14 protein-coding genes and 1 tRNA gene are annotated in these 17,642 nt (G+C 61.1%); 4 read left to right on the plus strand and 11 right to left on the minus strand.

The window, feature by feature from the left end; genetic code table 11:
• Positions 1 to 25 precede the first annotated feature (25 nt).
• From AC1965_RS17785 to AC1965_RS17835, 11 genes are all read right to left on the minus strand, one after another.
• On the minus strand, positions 26 to 2,032 hold the full coding sequence (locus AC1965_RS17785) for a hydantoinase/oxoprolinase N-terminal domain-containing protein (RefSeq protein ID WP_483885162.1): 2,007 nt from the start codon (positions 2,030 to 2,032) through the stop codon (positions 26 to 28).
• A gap of 15 nt (positions 2,033 to 2,047) precedes the next feature.
• Positions 2,048 to 3,085, minus strand: a complete 1,038-nt coding sequence (queG, locus tag AC1965_RS17790) for a tRNA epoxyqueuosine(34) reductase QueG (protein ID WP_483885163.1) — start codon at positions 3,083 to 3,085, stop codon at positions 2,048 to 2,050.
• Between the two features lie 48 nt (positions 3,086 to 3,133).
• On the minus strand, positions 3,134 to 3,799 hold the full coding sequence (gene fzlA, locus AC1965_RS17795; RefSeq protein WP_483887080.1) for an FtsZ-binding protein FzlA: 666 nt from the start codon (positions 3,797 to 3,799) through the stop codon (positions 3,134 to 3,136).
• Between the two features lie 62 nt (positions 3,800 to 3,861).
• A complete protein-coding gene (gene mtgA, locus AC1965_RS17800) occupies positions 3,862 to 4,584 on the minus strand; it encodes a monofunctional biosynthetic peptidoglycan transglycosylase (RefSeq protein ID WP_483885164.1) in 723 nt (240 codons plus the stop codon).
• Between the two features lie 7 nt (positions 4,585 to 4,591).
• A complete protein-coding gene (locus tag AC1965_RS17805) occupies positions 4,592 to 5,299 on the minus strand; it encodes an SGNH/GDSL hydrolase family protein (protein WP_483885165.1) in 708 nt (235 codons plus the stop codon).
• 316 nt (positions 5,300 to 5,615) lie between these two features.
• Entirely contained in the window at positions 5,616 to 10,148 is a 4,533-nt protein-coding gene (gene gltB, locus AC1965_RS17810) for a glutamate synthase large subunit (protein WP_483885166.1), read from the minus strand.
• Positions 10,145 to 10,579, minus strand: a complete 435-nt coding sequence (locus tag AC1965_RS17815; RefSeq protein ID WP_483885167.1) for a GFA family protein — start codon at positions 10,577 to 10,579, stop codon at positions 10,145 to 10,147. The genes gltB and AC1965_RS17815 overlap by 4 nt, the downstream gene beginning before the upstream one ends.
• Positions 10,576 to 11,013: a GFA family protein gene (locus tag AC1965_RS17820; protein WP_483885168.1), complete on the minus strand. Its 438-nt coding sequence runs from the start codon at positions 11,011 to 11,013 to the stop codon at positions 10,576 to 10,578. The genes AC1965_RS17815 and AC1965_RS17820 overlap by 4 nt, the downstream gene beginning before the upstream one ends.
• Before the next feature lie 134 nt (positions 11,014 to 11,147).
• A complete protein-coding gene (locus AC1965_RS17825) occupies positions 11,148 to 12,581 on the minus strand; it encodes an NAD(P)-dependent oxidoreductase (RefSeq protein ID WP_483885169.1) in 1,434 nt (477 codons plus the stop codon).
• A 159-nt stretch (positions 12,582 to 12,740) separates the two neighbouring features.
• Complete coding sequence (locus AC1965_RS17830; protein WP_483885170.1) at positions 12,741 to 13,547, minus strand: undecaprenyl-diphosphate phosphatase; 807 nt, start codon at positions 13,545 to 13,547, stop codon at positions 12,741 to 12,743.
• Positions 13,547 to 14,533, minus strand: a complete 987-nt coding sequence (locus AC1965_RS17835; RefSeq protein WP_483885171.1) for a complex I NDUFA9 subunit family protein — start codon at positions 14,531 to 14,533, stop codon at positions 13,547 to 13,549. The genes AC1965_RS17830 and AC1965_RS17835 overlap by 1 nt, the downstream gene beginning before the upstream one ends.
• A 171-nt stretch (positions 14,534 to 14,704) precedes the next feature.
• On the opposite strand from AC1965_RS17835, the gene AC1965_RS17840 reads away from it, so the two are divergent.
• The 4 genes from AC1965_RS17840 (at position 14,705) to rfbD (ending at position 17,558) form a co-directional block, all read left to right on the plus strand.
• Positions 14,705 to 14,790, plus strand: a tRNA-Leu gene (locus AC1965_RS17840).
• A 309-nt stretch (positions 14,791 to 15,099) separates the two neighbouring features.
• Entirely contained in the window at positions 15,100 to 15,666 is a 567-nt protein-coding gene (rfbC, locus tag AC1965_RS17845; RefSeq protein ID WP_483885172.1) for a dTDP-4-dehydrorhamnose 3,5-epimerase, read from the plus strand.
• A gap of 3 nt (positions 15,667 to 15,669) precedes the next feature.
• Positions 15,670 to 16,710 (plus strand): dTDP-glucose 4,6-dehydratase, encoded by a 1,041-nt coding sequence (gene rfbB / locus AC1965_RS17850; protein ID WP_483885173.1) that lies wholly within the window; start codon positions 15,670 to 15,672, stop codon positions 16,708 to 16,710.
• A complete protein-coding gene (gene rfbD, locus AC1965_RS17855) occupies positions 16,707 to 17,558 on the plus strand; it encodes a dTDP-4-dehydrorhamnose reductase (RefSeq protein ID WP_483885174.1) in 852 nt (283 codons plus the stop codon). Before rfbB ends, rfbD begins: the two co-directional genes overlap by 4 nt.
• The last annotated feature ends 84 nt before the right edge of the window (positions 17,559 to 17,642 follow it).

A 17,642-nucleotide genomic window follows, 5' to 3' on the forward strand; every position in this document is an offset into this window, starting at 1 on the left:
GACCCCCGGAACCAGTTTGCGGGGGTCACCCCGCCGCCACCCGCGGGCGACCCGACGCCTCAACCGTGATCATCGCCTCAACAAAAACCTCCCGCGCCTCAACACCGGCCGTGCGGGTGTCGCGCGCGACGGTCACCTGAATATCCGCGGCCCCTGCCAATTCGGCATCCCGCGTCGCACGCGCGCGCAAAACAGTCTCTAACAACGCCATCGCGCTTTCCTGATCGCCGAAATCCTGCGGCCCCTCCAGCAGATGCACCCGGAATTTGCCCTCGCTCGGCGATGTGACACTGCCGCTTTGCCGCATCGTCACCCGGCCCACCACAGCCCCGATAGCATTGGCCACCCCCGCATGTTCCGGCAGGATCATCCTGGTTCCCAATGCCTCACCCACCGCCGGATAATAACACGCGGCAGAGGCGCCCAGACCGACCACCGGCACCGTCAGCCCGGTCTGCAACCGCACCAACCCGCTATGGCCTGCCAGCCCGCGTTGCATCAATACATGCCGCGCCAACACGTCCGGCGGCAGATCAAACTGCGGCTCTTCTTCCGCAATAGCAGCCTCTAACAAGGCCAAAACCGTCTGCTGCGTCAGTTGTGCCACTATCATCTCGGCCACGGCCTCTTCGCTGGTCGACAGCGTATTGCCTGCGCCGGTGCGCCTGCGCCCGAACAGCTGCAATGCCTTGCGCGCGGCGCCTGTGTCCCATTCCAGCACCCGCCCCAAAACATGGCTCGCGTCCGACGGCGTGACCCCCGCCACCTGCACCAATCCACGCTCCACCAGCCGGTTCAACGCACCCTGTTCCACCCGCGCGCGCAGGACATCGCCCAACGGATGAACCGCCTCTCCGATCCGCGCCAACAGCGCCGCCTCACGCGGGCCGATACCCTCCGCAGTCTGGCCCGCCACCGCGCGCACGAATCTGCCGTCATGCTCGCCCGGCATCGTACGCCGCAGTTGCGCGTCCAGCGCCGCGTGCACGACCTCCGGCGCTTCGACAGCAATCAGCGCAATCGGCAGCACCCGCTTTGGCCCCAGCGTCACCCCCCCGGTCAGCCCCTCCGCGATGAAATGCACCTCACTGTCGCCACCCAGCCCGCTGGTGCGCATGGCCACCGCTTCGACCATCGTCCGATAGGGGCCGACGCGCGCGCCAGCCGGGTCAATCGCGGGCCGCCCGTCACGCAGCAGCGCCACATCCGTGGTGGTGCCGCCAATGTCCGACACCAGCGCCAGATCGGCCTGCGTCAACCAACGCGCCCCCACGATCGACGCCGCAGGCCCGCTCAATATCGTCTCGATCGGCCGTTGCCGCGCCTGCGCGCTTGAAATCAGCGCCCCGTCGCCGCGCACCACCATCATCGGCGCATCAATCCCCAGCTCTCTCAGCTTGGCCTCTGCCCGCCCGATCAGCCGGTCAATCATCCCGATCAAACGCGCATTTAACACCGCCGTCAGCGCGCGCTTAGGCCCGTTCAGTTTTGCCGACAACTGATGTGACGCCGACACAGGCCGCCCGGTGATCTGCCCCACCAATTCCGCCGCCCGCACCTCATGCGCCGGGTTGCGCGTGGCAAACTGACTGGCCACGGCAAAGCCGCTCACATCGTCTTTATGTGTCTCTAAAAAGGCGATCAGCGCCGCTTCATCCAAGGCCACGCTCTCGGTTCCGGTATGGTCATGCCCGCCGGCTAACAGCAGACATGGGTCACCCTTTAGCGCATCCCCAAGCCCATGGGTCGCCAGATCACGCGCCTTGAACCCGATGTAAATCAGCGCCACGCGCCCGCCTTGCCCCTCGACCAGGGCATTGGTCGCCAATGTCGTGGACAGCGACGCCATGGCAATCTCGCCCGGTGCCACCCCCGATTGCGCCAACACCTGCCCCACGGCGCCGCCGACACCGATCGCCAGATCCTGCCGCGTCGTCAGCGCCTTGGCCGAGGCGACAACCACCTCATCGTCACGGATAAGCACCGCATCGGTATAGGTTCCGCCCGTATCCACACCCAATAACAACGCCACGCACGTCTCCCTGTCTTATTCCAGCCGCCCCACCGCCCAGCGTGCCGCCTCGGCCACCGTGGCATCCGCGTCTTCGGTCAGCCCTTGCGCCGCAGGTCGCAGGGCAGCTTGTCCTGAATTTCCAATGGCATAAAGTACATTTCGAATAAATCGGTCGCGCCCGATACGTTTCACAGGCGACCCCGAAAACCGCGCCCGAAACGCCACATCGTCAAGACGCACCAGATCGGCCAGATCAGACGGCGCCACCTCCCCCCCGTGATAGCGCATATCGCTGGCCGCCACGGCAAACTTGTTCCACGGACAGGCCGCCAAACAATCGTCACAGCCATAAATATGATTGCCCATCTTGGCCCGCAGCTCAGGCGCCACCGGCCCCTTATGTTCAATCGTCAGATAGGAAATACACCGCCGCGCATCCAACTGATAAGGCGCGGGAAACGCATCCGTCGGACAAACATCCAAACAGGCCCGGCACGATCCACAATGATCCACCTCTGCTGCGTCCGCAGGCAGCTCAAGCGTGGTGAAAATAGACCCTAAAAAGGCCCAGTTGCCAAAATCCCGGCTCAACAGATTGGTATGTTTGCCCTGCCACCCCAGCCCCGCCGCCTGCGCCAATGCCTTCTCCGGCACAGGCGCGGTATCGACAAAAACCTTAACCTCACAGGCCTCCTGCGCGATCAACCACCGCGCCAAACGCTTCAGCCGTTTCTTGACGATGTCATGATAATCCCGCCCCTGCGCGTAAACCGAAATCGCCCCCTTCTCAGCCTGCCCCAACACAGCACGCGGATCATGCTCCGGCGCATAGCTTTCGGCCAACATGATCACCGATCGCGCCTGCGGCCACAGCGCTGCCGGGTTGCCACGCCAGGCCATCCGCTCTTCCATCCAGCCCATCTGCCCATGATACCCGGCTGCCACAAAGGCTGCCAACCGCTCGGGCACCTGCGGCACATCCCAAGGGCGGCACACCCGGCACGCAACAAACCCCTCGGCCCGCGCCTCAGCCACCAACCGATCCTTCAAATCTTTACTTTTTTGGGTCAAAAATACCCTTCCGGGGGTCTGGGGGTGGAAAACCCCCAGCGCCGCCTCCTAGAAATCCAGGTTGTTATAATGCACAGGCGGCGGAAACCCCGGCACCTGATCCGCCAGAATGGACCGAAACGCCGGGCGCGATTTGATCTTGGCGTACCAGTCCTTCACCACATCCGACCGGTTCCAATCCACGTCCGAAATGTAATCCAGCGACGACAGATGCGCCGCTGCGGCAAAATCCGCCAGCGTCATCACATCGCCCCCCAACCAGCGGCGGTGATCCAGCAGCCAGGTCATGTAATCCAGATGGTATTTGATCGCCTTGGCCCCCGCTTTCACGTTCTTGCTGTCGGGATAGCCCTGCTTCATCACCTTCTTGTTCACCCGCTCATACAGCAGCTTCGACGTCACCTCGTCGTGGAACTTGTCATCGAACCAGCTCACAATCCGCCGTACTTCCAACCGCTGTACCGGGTCTTTCGGCAGCAGCCCCGCTTCGGGCCGGGTTTCCTCAATATATTCACAGATCGCGGCGCTTTCGGACATCATGATGCCATCCAGCCGCAGCACAGGCACTTTGCCCGCCGGATTGCGGCGCATGAAATCGGGGTCCTGCTCCCAATAGCGTTCCTCGACCAGCTCCACTTCAATCTTCTTCTCCGCGAGACTCAGCCGCACCTTGCGACAGAAAGGGGAAAGGGGAACATGAAACAAACGAGCCATCATAGGGAATCCGCTGGGAAAATTGGGGTGGTCCCCTTCCATGCCCTGCGCGGCGGGGATTTTCAACTCTCGAAACAGGCCGCCCGCCCGTCCGCGCGAATGGTCGCCGCCCCGTCGCGGATCTGTGCTGTGCGTTTGCGGACAAAGTTGCTGGGGTTCGCGGCCGATCGGTCCTTGGGCGCAGGCAGGATTGCAGCCAGACGCGCCGCCTGGGTCGCACTCAGGTCCGCCGCCGTCACACCAAAGTAATGCCGCGCCGCCGCTTCGACCCCGAAAACACCCTCGTCAAACTCCGCAACATTTAGATAGACCTCGACAATCCGGCGTTTTGACCAGATCAGTTCGACCACCGGGGTCATCATCGCTTCCATCGCTTTGCGCAGCCAGGATCGCCCCTGCCAAAGATAGACGTTCTTCACCACCTGCTGACTGATCGTCGACGCCCCACGCGCCGACCCCTGTTCAATTGCCAGCTTGATCGCCCGCAGATCAAAACCCCAATGATGGCAGAAATTTGCATCTTCGGCCGCCACGGCAGACCGCGCCATAACCGGGGCAATATCCGCCATCGCGACCCAGCGGTGTTCAACCCCGCCCAGCCTGCGACCCTCAGAAAACATATAGGCGGTGGTGGGCGGGTTGAATACCGCCCACAGCACGGTCAGCGCCACCGCCAGCATAAACACCACCGACACCGCGCGCAGCACCCACCAGACGATGCGCCGTTTGATGCGCCGCCCTGCGGGGGTCTTGGTTTTCTTGCTGCCTGCCTTGCGTGTCGCCATGGCCCAGCTATAGGGGGCTCCGACCGGTTTGTGAACGCCCCTCGCGCTGCGAAATCGCCTGCGCCATGTAGGCACCGATCAGGGCGGACCCGCGCGGCGAGGGGTGGATGTTATCTGCGGCAAACAGGCTGCGGTCGCCGCGATCAATCACATCCTCGGCGTCAACGAAATGAAACCCGTCCCGCCGTGCCGCCATCCGCGCCAGCCGTGCTTCCATTTCAACCAGATCATCCCGGCACCCGGCAAAGCCGCCGCGCCCGGACCCCGCGTAATACCCCATCCAGATCACCTGCGCCCCGGTCTGCGCCTGCATCCGCTGCACAAAGGCGGGGATGCTGCCGCTGGTGCCATCGTTGCTGATAAGCGCGTCCACCTGTGGACCACAGGCACCGCAGCCGCAATCGGCGCTCAGATCGTTGGCCCCGCCATTGATCACGATCCAGCGCCAGCGCCCGCCCGGCAACTGCCGCTTGATATCAAATCCAACCGCCCCGGCGATGGTCGAGTTGTTGTCGAACTGCGCCCCCGGCACCGCCCGGCTGACCACAACACGGCCCAGTTTCTGGCCAATCACATCGGGAATAGCCGCCCCTGATCCGCCGTTCCACGCCATCACGGAATCGCCCAGCGCCAGGATGTCACCACCGCCCCGCGGTGCGGCATCGGTACAGGCCGCGAGGCCCAGAACCATCACCACCATTAACTGTCGCAGCATACCGCGGACCCCTCGCACAAACACCGTCGAAAGGTAGCCCGCAGACAGACGGTTGCCAGCCCAGCCAACAACATACGCGCAAAGCGCGCGCCACGCCCATAATGCCACCCGCCCGGAGTCAAGCCGCAGGCGCCGGGCCATCGCCTGCCCGCCCCACGGGGAGGCGATTTATCAAGGCTGGGGTCAAGTTTGATAAGGCGCATTACCGCTGCACCATAAAGTGGCACGAATAGCCGTTTGCGTCGCCACCCCACGGACAGGCGCTCGCCCTCGTTACCCCCGCGCCGCCATAACCCGGCGACGCGGGGCAGTCACATCACTCCGCCGGAATTGCGGTCTCTTCCACAGCCAGCGGTGCAGGCAGATGCACCAGCATTTCCTTGGGGCAAACCTGCAAAAAGTTGTGCTTTTCGCTGTCCCAATGTTGCAGGATGTCCCCCGCCTTGCGGCTGCCGGTCTCTTGCAGATGCTGCTCCAGCAAGGTCTTCAACTGGTCAAGCCAGTGGTCAACGGTCACCGCGCAGGTGACAATGGTTTCGGCATTCATCAGCACCGGCGCGCGGCCTTCGGGATCATACAGATAGGCCATCCCTCCGGTCATCCCGGCGGCAAAATTCGCGCCGATCTCGCCCAGAATAACGGCCACACCACCGGTCATATATTCACAACCATTGCTGCCGCAGCCTTCGATCACCACATGCGCGCCAGAGTTGCGCACGGCAAAGCGTTCCCCGGCCCGACCGGCGGCAAAAAGATACCCCGCCGTCGCGCCATAAAGCACCGTGTTGCCAATGATGGTGTTTTCAGACGCTACAATCGGGCTGGCCATCGACGGCCGCACCACGATCATGCCACCCGACAGACCCTTGCCGACATAATCGTTGGCATCCCCAGACACTTCCAGCTTTAGCCCCGGTGCCGCAAAGGCCCCCAAGGACTGCCCGGCACTGCCCGTCAGCTTTACCGTCAGGTGATCAGGTTGCAGAGTGTTGCGCATCCCGAATTTGCTCACGATATGGCTGCTGATCCGCGTGCCGACCGTACGGTGCGTGTTCTGCACCGCATAGCTCAACTGCATCTTTTCGCCGTCCTTTAGGAACCGCGCCGCATCACGCACGATCTGTTCGTCCAGTGTGTCAATCACCACCTGACGCGGCTTATCCCGGTCATAGACGTTTTGGTGCGCCCCATCGACGGTGATCAACAGCGGGTTCAAATCCAGATCATCCAGATGCGCCGACCCCCGGCTGACCTGCGCCAACAGATCGGCCCGCCCGATGACATCATCCAGACTGCGCGCCCCAAGGCTGGCCAGAATCTCGCGCACTTCGGTCGCGTAGAAGGTGATCAGGTTCACAACCTTATCCGCATTGCCGGTGAACTTGTCCCGCAACGCTTCGTCCTGCGTACAAACGCCAACCGGGCAGGTGTTGCTCTGGCACTGGCGCACCATGATACAGCCCATCGCGATCAGCGCGGCAGTGCCGATGCCGTATTCCTCGGCCCCCAGCATCGCGGCCATCACAATGTCACGCCCGGTGCGCAAACCGCCATCGGTGCGCAATGTCACCCGGTCGCGCAGGTTGTTCATGCTCAGCACCTGATGCGCTTCGGTCAGGCCCATTTCCCACGGCAGACCTGCGTATTTGATCGAGGTCGCAGGCGATGCCCCGGTGCCGCCATTGTGGCCAGAAATCAGGATGATATCCGCCTTGGCCTTGGCCACACCTGCCGCAATGGTGCCGACACCGCTGGATGCCACCAGCTTTACCGTCACCTTGCAGCGCGGGTTGATCTGCTTGAGGTCATAAATCAGCTGCGCAAGGTCTTCGATGGAATAGATATCGTGGTGCGGCGGTGGAGAAATCAACATCACACCGGGCGTCGAATGGCGCAGCCGGGCAATCAGCTTGGTCACTTTCATGCCTGGCAACTGCCCGCCCTCGCCGGGCTTGGCCCCTTGGGCGACCTTGATCTCCAACTCTTCACACTGGTTCAGATACTCCGCCGTCACGCCAAAGCGCCCCGATGCCACCTGTTTGATCTTGGCGCTTGGGTTGTCGCCGTTCGCCTCTGGCACAAAATGCGCCGGATCTTCGCCGCCTTCGCCGCTGTCAGACTTCGCCCCGATACGGTTCATCGCCACGTTCAGCGTCTTATGCGCCTCTGGGCTCAGCGCGCCCAGCGACATGCCCGGTGTCACGAAACGCTTGCGGATCGAGGTGATGCTCTCCACCTCTTCCAGCCCGACAGGCGCGCCCAGTGGTTTGAAATCCAACAGATCGCGCAGATGGATCGGCGGGTTGCTCTGCATCTTTTTCGAATACTGCTGCCACATCTGATAGGACGCGCGGTTGCAGGCCATCTGCAACATATGCATGCTGCTGGCCTCCCAGGCGTGGGTTTCGCCGCTGCTGCGCGCCTTGTAGAAACCGCCGATGGGCATCACCACCCCATCCCCGCGCCAGCCCTTGTCATGCACTTCCTCGGCCTTGCGCTGAATGCCCAACACACCAATGCCGCTGATGCGGCTGGTCATACCGGGGAAGAATTCCGCACACATGGCGCGCGACAGGCCAACGGCCTCAAAGTTCAGCCCCCCGCGATACGACGAGATTACGCTGATCCCCATCTTCGCCATGATCTTCAACAGACCCTGATCAATCGCCTCCCGGTACTTCTGCACCGCCTGCGTCAGCGTCATGTCCAGCAATCCGCGCCCGATGCGATCGGCCAAGGAATCCTCAGCCAGATAGGCGTTCACCACGGTCGCGCCACAGCCCACCAGCACGGCAAAGTAATGCGCGTCCACACATTCCGCCGCCCGCACGTTAAGCGACGTGAACGTCCGCAGCCCCTTGCGCACCAAATGGCTGTGTACCGCACTGGTCGCCAGGATCATCGGCATCGCCACCTTATCGGCAGCGCTGAATTGATCCGTCAGCACCAGATGCCCCGCACCCGACCGCACCGCGTCCTCCGCCTCGGCCCGGATACGCGCCAAACCGGCGTTCAGATTGCCGCTGCCGGGGGCAAAGCTGCAATCAATCGTCACCGTGTCCGACTTGAAATGCGTCACCAGCTCATCAAACTGGGCATTGCCGACAAACGGACTGTCCAACACCAGAATTTCGGTCTGGCTGCTGTCCTCGTCCAACACGTTCTTCAGGTTCCCGAACCGCGTCTTCAAGCTCATCACCCGGTATTCGCGCAGACTGTCAATCGGCGGGTTCGTCACCTGGCTAAAGTTCTGGCGAAAGAAATGGCTCAGCGGGCGGTACTGGTTCGACAACACGGCTGACGGGGTATCATCACCCATGCTCGCCAGCGCCTCCTTGCCGTCCTCGGCCATCGGCGCCAGAATCTGCTCCAACTCCTCAATGGTATAGCCCGCAGCGACCTGCCGGCGGCGCAATTCGCCTGCCTCGAACAGCGGCTTTTCCGTCACCGCGCCCAGCGCATCATCCAGCTCGTTGATCTTGCCGACCCATTCACCAAACGGTTGGTTGGCAGACAGCTTGTCCTTGATCTCCTGATCATGAAACAGCTTGCCCTCTTCCATATCGACGGCAATCAACTGCCCCGGCCCCAGCGCGCCCTTGCGCACCACACGGGCCTCGTCCAGCGGCACCATCCCGGCCTCTGACCCGGCAATCAACATCCCATCAGACGTCACCACATAGCGCATCGGGCGCAGACCATTCCGGTCCAGCCCCGCACACACCCAACGCCCATCGGTCATCGCCAATGCCGCCGGGCCGTCCCACGGCTCCATCACCGAGTTGCAATAGGAATACATGTCGCGCCAGGCCTGCGGCAATTCCACCGCCTGCTTGGACCAGCTTTCCGGCACCAGCATGGTTTTCGCCATCGGCGCCGACCGGCCTGCCCGCACCAACACCTCAAACACCGCATCCAGCGCCGCGCTATCCGACGATCCCGCGGCCACGATCGGCTTAATATCCTCGGCCATCTCGCCAAAGGTGGACGACGCCATGCGAATCTCGTGGCTCTTCATCCAGTTCAGGTTGCCCTTCAGCGTGTTGACCTCGCCGTTATGGGCCAACATCCGAAACGGCTGCGCCAACCACCACTGCGGAAAGGTATTGGTCGAATAGCGCTGGTGATAGATCGCAAAGGCGCTGATGAATTGGTCGTCTTTCAGGTCGGGATAAAACTCCGCCACCTGTTCCGCCAACATCATGCCCTTATAGATGATCGACCGGCACGACATCGACGCGATGTACATCTGCGGCACCTGTGCTGCAATCGCGGCCTTCTCGATCCGACGCCGGATCACATATAGCTCACGCTCAAACGTATCTTCATCCACACCCTTGGCGTTAGAGATCAAGATCTGCTCAATCTCGGGCCGGGTCGCATTGGCCTTACCGCCCAGCACCGACACATCCACCGGAACATGACGCCAGCCATAAATGTAATACCCCATGCGCAGGACTTCGGTCTCAACGATGGTCCGACAGGTCTCTTGTGCCGCAAAGTTGGTGCGCGGCAAAAACACTTGCCCCACGGCAAACAGCTCGTCTTCGCGCGGGGTATGGCCGGTGCGCTTGACCTGGTCCCAAAAGAAATTGACCGGGATCTGCACATGAATACCCGCGCCATCGCCGGTCATCCCATCGGCATCCACCGCGCCGCGGTGCCAGATCGCTTTCAGCGCCTTGATCCCGTTCAACACCACTTCACGGGTTTTTTCGCCGTTGATGTTGACCACCAGACCAACCCCACAAGAGGAATGTTCCTCCTCCGGGCTATACAGCCCCTGTTCGGCCATCATCGCGCGTTTGGCTTCTTCGCGGGCAACCCAGGCGTCATCATATTTGGTCATGGCTTGTTTCCTTCCACAAACGCCGCAAATCCTGCTTCGACTTCGGCTTTGGTTTTGGTTGCGTGGTCCCCGGCAAAGGCATAGCCCGCTGGCTTCACATCTATGTAAATTTCGGTTTTCAATGTCAGCCCGGCGGCGTCATCGACCAGCCCGGCGGAAACGGAATAATAATCATGTCCCGGCAGCGTCAGATGATACCACAAGGTGCTGCCGCAGGCGTCACACCACGCGCGTTCCGCCCAGTCGGATGAAGCATAGGATTTCACCGGCCCTTCGTGCGTCAGGCTCCCCGGCTTGGCGTCGATCTCAAGAAAGGCACTGCCGGTCCAGCGGCGGCACATCTCGCAATGGCACGCACCCAGTTCATCTTTCAGCGCCTCAAACGTCACCGTCACCGCGCCGCACAGGCATTTGCCGTTGATCTTGCTCATTGGCTCTCCTCCACATGCTGGTTTTCGGCCTCGTAGTCGGCCTTGCTCACCCGCTGCAAATCCCCCGCCAGCGCCACACCCTCCGGCGCACGGTCGGCATAAACAACACGGGCCAACTTCGCCCCGCCAAACCCATCAAACAGCCCCGGTGCCAATTCCAGCACCTTGGTGCCATCGCCTTCGGTGTCGGCAAACCACACCGCCGTGCCACAATCCTCGCACCACGCCCGCTCGGCAAAACTGGACGAGGCATAGGTCTTGATCGGCCCGGCGCTCCGAACCCGGTCGCGCGGTATCTCCAGCGACATCAGCACCGATCCCGTCCACCGGGTGCACGCCCCGCAATGGCAGGCGGAAACCGTGCCAAGCGGCCCGGTCACGTCAACCGTTACCGCCCCACACAGGCAATGGCCGTGATGTACGTCTTCAGACATTCTTCACACCTTTCCCATTGTAGGTCATCAATGCTGACCTTTGGACTTTTGCACCTGAATCCAGCGTATGCACGCGCGGTGTACGCCCAGTGTACACCGTGTGACATTTAACCTGTTGGTAACAAATCTTCATGTCACTCCGCAGCTATGCGCTGCATGCCTTTGAAATTGCTCAATATTGCCTGCGCGCAGTCACGCCCGTCCTTGATCGCCCAAACCACAAGGCTGGCCCCGCGCACAATGTCCCCCACGGCATAGACACCTTCCAGCGCGGTGGCCCCGGTCACATAGTCGGCCTTGATCGTGCCCCAGCGGTTTACTGGCAGGTCCGGCTCGTCCCAGAGCGTCGGCAGGTCTTCGGGTTCAAACCCCAGCGCCATGATCACCAGATCGGCGTCTTCAACGTAATCCGCATCCTCGATCACCTCAGGCGCTTGGCGGCCCGTCACATCCGGCGCGCCAAGGCGCATCTTTTGCACCATCACACCGGTCACCGGATCACCGACAAAGCCCTTGGGCGCGCTGAGCCATTCAAACACCACGCCTTCTTCCTCGGCGTTTTGCACTTCTCGCTGGCTGCCCGGCATATTGGCCCGGTCGCGGCGGTACAGGCATTTCACGCTCTCCGCGCCTTGGCGGATCGACGTGCGCACACAGTCCATCGCCGTGTCGCCGCCACCGATTACAACCACCTTTTTACCCTCGGCATTCAGGCGGCCATTGTCGAATTCCGGCACGGCATCGCCAAAGCTTTTGCGGTTGCTTGCCGTCAGGAAATCAATCGCACGCTCCACGCCCAGACCACCCACACCGGGGGCCTGAATTTCCCTTGTTTTATAAACACCTGTGGCAATGATCACCGCGTCGTGCTTGCCCCGGATGGCGCCAAAGCTGATGTCGGTGCCGACGTCGCAATCCAGCACGAAATTCACCCCGCCCTCGGCAAGCTGATCGTTGCGGCGCATCACGATGTCTTTCTCCAGCTTAAAGCCGGGGATGCCATAGGTCAGCAGCCCGCCCGCGCGGTCATAGCGGTCATAGATCGTGACCTGCACGCCCTCGCGCCGCAGCACATCCGCCGCCGCCAACCCGCCGGGGCCAGCACCAATGATCGCCACGCTTTCGGTGCGCTCCTGTGCCGGTTTGATCGGCTTGACCCAGCCCTTTTCCCAGGCCGTATCGGTGATGTATTTCTCCACCGACCCGATGGTCACGGTGCCGTGGCCGGATTGTTCGATCACGCAGTTACCTTCGCACAGGCGGTCCTGCGGGCAGATACGGCCACAAATCTCGGGAAAGGTATTGGTGGCCTGTGACAGTTCATAGGCTTCCTGCAACCGCCCCTCGGCGGTCAGGCGCAGCCAATCGGGGATGTTGTTTTGCAACGGGCAATGGCTCTGGCAATAGGGCACGCCACACTGGCTACAGCGGCTGGATTGCTCCTTTGCCTTCTCGTCGGCGTACTCTGCATAAATCTCGTCGAAATCTGAGCGGCGTAGATTGGGCGGACGTTTCTCCGGCATGTCCCGCGCTACATCGGTAAATTTCAGCATGACCTGCTTTGCCATATTCCGTCCCTCTGACCAAATCCGTCTAAAGATCGAATAAGCCAAGCTCGGAATAAAGAAAAGACAGCACTGCTGACCTATTTATCGCTTTTGATGTGGTTGCTGTCCTGTCGCAATAGTTTTTTGAGGGTATTTAGTACCGGTTCGGACCTAACCACCTCAATACCCCACCATAAGCGCCCCCAGCGCCATCAAACCCACGATGAGTCGCCACCAGCCAAACAGCGCGTAGCCATGTTTGCTCACGTATTCCAACAACCAGCGCACCACGAGGACCGCTGTGATGAACGCCATGGCAAAGCCCACGGCAATTTCGCCCATCGCCGAGGCGTCCAGAACATCGCGATTTTTATAGATGTCATAGGCAAACGCCCCCGCCATCGTGGGCATCGACAGAAAGAACGAAAACTCCGCGGCCGCCCGTTTACTGGCCCCCAACATCAGCGCGCCGACGATCGTCGCACCTGATCGTGACACCCCCGGAATCATGGCAAGGCACTGAATAAATCCGATTTTCAGCGACATCGAGACTGGAAACTGCATCGCGTCCGGCTGCGTAGGTTCGGGCGCAATCCGGTCCACAACGACCAAAACGATCCCCCCCAGTATCAACATCACAGCAATCAGCACCGGCGTCTCGAACAGCACGTCCTTGATGAAATCATGCGCCAGCACCCCGATAAATACCGCAGGCAAAAAGGCGATCAGCACCGACAGAATAAACCGCCGCGCCGCAGGGTCATGGGGTGCATCGCGAAACACCGCCCACAGCCGCGCCGAATAGATCGTCAGGATCGCCAGCACCGCCCCGAGTTGGATCACCACCTCAAAGGTCTTGCCCGCGCTCTCAAATCCCAGGAAATGCCCGGCCAACAACAGATGCCCGGTGGACGACACCGGAATGAACTCCGTCAGCCCCTCTAGTAACCCCAGAAAGGCCGCGATCAGCGTTGTCGACGTCTCCATCAGCCGCGACGCAGGTTCCGGGCGGAATCCTTGATGGCGTCATACTGTCCCGATGGCCGGAACCGCCACAGATAGTCGGGCAGTACCGCCGTCATCGACACAGGCACGATCCCAAGGGCGGCAAAACCCTGCGCCCCTTCGGCCACGACATTGTCGCGCCGCAGGTTCTTGACCTGATCGCGCGTCAGTATCCCGTTGGACAGCAGCCCAAGGGTCATGGCCTGCATCATATCAAATCCAAACGCCAGCATCCGCGCCACGAACCAGGGCATGTTCAGCACCAGTCGGCGGCGATGGATCACATCCAGCATCCGCTGCATCAATCCGCCCAGCGTATCCACGTCCGGCCCGCCCAGCTCGTAAACACCCGGCGCCACATCTGCGGTCAGCGCCCGCTCTGCTGCGGCGGCAACATCATCCACATAAACCGGCTGAAACCGTGTCTGTGCGCCTGCGACCGGCAAGATCGGCCCCAACCGTGTCATCCCGGCAAACCGGTTAAAAAACTCATCCTCAGGCCCGAAAATGATCGAGGGGCGCAGGATCACCGCGTTTGGCATGTGCTTGAGAATGGCGGCTTCACCTTCGCCCTTGCTGCGGGCATATTCACTGTCGCTGTCCATATCCGCACCAATGGCCGACACATGCACGATCTGCGCCACGCCTTCATCTGCCGCAATGCTCGCGACACGTTCGGCCCCTTCGGACTGCACCGCGTCAAAGCTGTTCTTGCCGCCTTCGACCAGAATACCCACGCAGTTCACCACCGCATCGGCCCCCTGCATCGCCGCGCGCACCGACGCATCGTCGCGGATATTGCACAGCACAGGCTCGACTTGGCCAACCACACCATAAGGGCGCACGAACATCGCCTCATTCGGGCGGCGGGTTGCCACACGCACACGCCAGCCCGCCTTGGCCATCCGGCGCGCGATATAGCGCCCGACAAACCCCGACCCGCCGTAGATGGTGACCAGCTTAGCCATGATGCCGCTCCTGCACATTCAACATTTGCTACGGATGTACCTGCCCCGCTGCCGCCGGACAAGCCGCAATTGCCCCGCAAACCGCACAGCGCCCATAGGTTTTCGAAAATTCGCTCAAATTACAATTGACACCCCATCGCTTCACCCTTAGATGCACAGCTCACGATACGGGCCCAGGTGGCGGAATGGTAGACGCGCTAGCTTCAGGTGCTAGTACTGGCAACGGTGTGGAGGTTCGAGTCCTCTCCTGGGCACCAATATCAAGCAAAAAACCCTTGAAAACTTCGGTTTTCGAGGGTTTTTGCTTTTAAGCGCGCCGCAGATTGCGGGGCGGCGAAAATCGCGCCGTGCAGGATCAGGCCGATGGCTACCCCATCGGAAAATAGAAATTCCGGATAGGCGATGGCGCATTGGCCTGAGCTTCTATCGCGCTGACAAGTTTGCTGGCATCAGGATCGAAAGAAGGCCTCACAGCTTGCAGAACACAGCCGTTCCAAAGCTGCTTTTCGGGCTGGGTAGGGCTGTGTATAAGGCCGCAACGTGAGGCAGAGCACAAAGGGGCCGAAATGCTTGAAATAGAACCGACGGCGTTGCCGGGGGTCGTGTTGCTAACGCCACGACGGTTTGCTGACCCGCGAGGGTTCTTCAGCGAAAGCTGGAATCGTGCGCGCATGGCCGACGCTGGGTATGATTTTGATTTCGTCCAAGACAACCATTCACTGAGCCGCGAGCCTGGCACAATTCGTGGGCTGCATTTTCAATCGCCGCCCTGCGCGCAGACCAAACTGGTGCGCTGCGGGCAGGGTGTGCTGTTTGACGTCGCGGTTGATGTGCGCCGCGGCAGCCCGACCTATGGCAAATGGGTCGGCTATGAACTCAGCGCCGAAAACGGGCATCAACTGCTTGTCCCTGCCGGCTTTCTGCACGGTTTCGCCACCCGCGCGCCGGACACAGAGATCATTTACAAATGCACCGATTATTACGCGCCCGAATGTGACGGTGCGATCCGGTTTGATGACGCGGATATCGGCATTGACTGGGGATTGGGCAGCCAAGAGCCGATTTTGTCAGAAAAAGACGCTGTGGCACCACTGCTGCGGGACTTTGACACGCCGTTTGTTTTTGAAGGATAACGTATGACCAAGATCTTGATCACTGGCGGTGCCGGATTTATCGGCTCGGCGGTTGTACGGCTGGCAATCGCGCGGGGGCATGAGGTGATTAACCTTGATGCGCTGACCTACGCCGCCTGTCTCGACAACGTCGCCGGCGTGGCCGACGCCCCGAATTATACCTTCGTGCACGCCGACATTCGCGACCGCGCGGCGCTAGATGCTGTGTTTGCCACACATGCCCCCGACGCCGTGATGCATCTCGCGGCGGAATCCCACGTCGATCGGTCGATCGACGGCCCCGGCGATTTCATCGACACCAACATCACTGGCACCTACAATATGCTGGAGGCCGCACGCAGCCATTGGCAGGCCCGGGGGCGACCAGAGGATTTTCGCTTTCACCATATCTCAACGGACGAGGTTTTTGGGTCGCTCGGGGCCGAGGGCCAGTTCACTGAAACCACACCCTATGACCCGCGCAGCCCCTATTCTGCATCCAAGGCCGCGAGTGATCATCTGGTCCGCGCCTGGGCCGAAACCTATGGCCTGCCGGTGGTATTAACCAATTGCTCAAACAACTACGGCCCCTACCATTTCCCCGAAAAGCTGGTGCCGGTGGTGATTCTGAACGCACTCGCGGGCAAGCCGCTGCCGATCTACGGCAAAGGCGACAATGTGCGCGACTGGCTTTATGTCGAAGACCACGCCGATGCCCTGCTGCTGGTGCTGGAAAAGGGGGTGTTGGGTCGGTCCTACAACATCGGCGGCGAAAACGAGCGCAGCAATTTGGAACTGGTCCGTACGCTGTGCGCCATACTTGACCGTCTGCACCCAGCCGACAAACCCTATGCGGATTTGATCGAATTTGTCACAGACCGCCCCGGCCACGATGCGCGCTATGCCATCGACCCGTCCCGTATCCGTGACGAATTGGGCTGGCGGCCCTCTGTCACGGTCGAAGAAGGACTGAAGAAAACCGTGCAATGGTATCTCGACAACGAAAGCTGGTGGCGCGCGCTGCAAGATCGCCAAGGCGTGGGACAAAGACTGGGTAAAGTATGAATATTCTTGTTTTTGGCCGCACTGGCCAGGTTGCGAAAGAAATTCAGTCCCGTGCGTCGGTCACCGCCTTGGGGCGCGACGTGGTCGATCTGACCAATCCCGATGCCTGCGCCAAGGCGATTTTTGATCACGCACCTGACGTGGTGATCAACGCCGCCGCTTATACGGCGGTCGATGCCGCAGAGAAGGACAGCGAAACGGCCCATCAGGTCAACGCTGAGGCACCGGGGGCGATGGCACGTGCCTGTGCCAAACTTGGTATTCCGCTGGTTCATATCTCGACGGATTACGTATTCCCAGGCGAAGGCGAGACCCCTTGGCAGCCCGACGCCGCCACCAGCCCATTGGGCGTATATGGCGCGTCCAAACTGGCAGGCGAAATTGCGGTGCGCGCGGCCGGCGGGCCGCATGTGGTATTGCGTACCGCTTGGGTGTTTTCGGCTCACGGCAACAACTTTGTTAAAACCATGCTACGGCTAAGTGAAACGCGCGATGCTTTGAACGTGGTCGACGACCAGATCGGCGGCCCGACCCCGGCGGGCGACATTGCGGCCGCCTGCCTCAACATCGCCGCCCAGTTGCAACGCGACCCCGGCAAAAGTGGCACGTATCATTTTGCTGGACGCCCGGAGACAAGTTGGTGCGACTTTGCCAAAGCCATCTTTTCTGCCGCGGGTCGGGATGTAACCGTAACCGGCATCCCCAGCTCGGCCTATCCAACACCGACGGCCCGGCCACTAAATTCTCGGCTCGATTGCTCAACTACCATGACTCAATTCGGCATCTCCCGGCCCGATTGGCAGGCCGGCCTTGATCAGGTGTTGGCCGACCTGAACGCAGATCAGTGAATGCGCGAGCTTCTGCCCGGCGCGTTGGCAGGGGTTGACGCACGCCCGCAGACGCGGTTCATCCGCAGCAAAGATATTGATGTA

This window comes from Sulfitobacter sp. KMM 9851 (assembly GCF_057178245.1).

Excerpts from the sequence above, each read along its gene's own strand:
- AC1965_RS17805 (WP_483885165.1), bottom strand. The coding sequence starts at position 5,299 with ATGCTGCGACAGTTAATGGTGGTGATGGTTCTGGGCCTCGCGGCCTGT.
- AC1965_RS17820 (WP_483885168.1), bottom strand. The coding sequence starts at position 11,013 with ATGTCTGAAGACGTACATCACGGCCATTGCCTGTGTGGGGCGGTAACG.
- gltB (WP_483885166.1), bottom strand. The coding sequence starts at position 10,148 with ATGACCAAATATGATGACGCCTGGGTTGCCCGCGAAGAAGCCAAACGC.
- AC1965_RS17815 (WP_483885167.1), bottom strand. The coding sequence starts at position 10,579 with ATGAGCAAGATCAACGGCAAATGCCTGTGCGGCGCGGTGACGGTGACG.
- AC1965_RS17835 (WP_483885171.1), bottom strand. The coding sequence starts at position 14,533 with ATGGCTAAGCTGGTCACCATCTACGGCGGGTCGGGGTTTGTCGGGCGC.
- mtgA (WP_483885164.1), bottom strand. The coding sequence starts at position 4,584 with ATGGCGACACGCAAGGCAGGCAGCAAGAAAACCAAGACCCCCGCAGGG.
- rfbB (WP_483885173.1), top strand. The coding sequence starts at position 15,670 with ATGACCAAGATCTTGATCACTGGCGGTGCCGGATTTATCGGCTCGGCG.
- rfbD (WP_483885174.1), top strand. The coding sequence starts at position 16,707 with ATGAATATTCTTGTTTTTGGCCGCACTGGCCAGGTTGCGAAAGAAATT.
- AC1965_RS17830 (WP_483885170.1), bottom strand. The coding sequence starts at position 13,547 with ATGGAGACGTCGACAACGCTGATCGCGGCCTTTCTGGGGTTACTAGAG.
- fzlA (WP_483887080.1), bottom strand. The coding sequence starts at position 3,799 with ATGGCTCGTTTGTTTCATGTTCCCCTTTCCCCTTTCTGTCGCAAGGTG.
- AC1965_RS17825 (WP_483885169.1), bottom strand. The coding sequence starts at position 12,581 with ATGGCAAAGCAGGTCATGCTGAAATTTACCGATGTAGCGCGGGACATG.
- rfbC (WP_483885172.1), top strand. The coding sequence starts at position 15,100 with ATGCTTGAAATAGAACCGACGGCGTTGCCGGGGGTCGTGTTGCTAACG.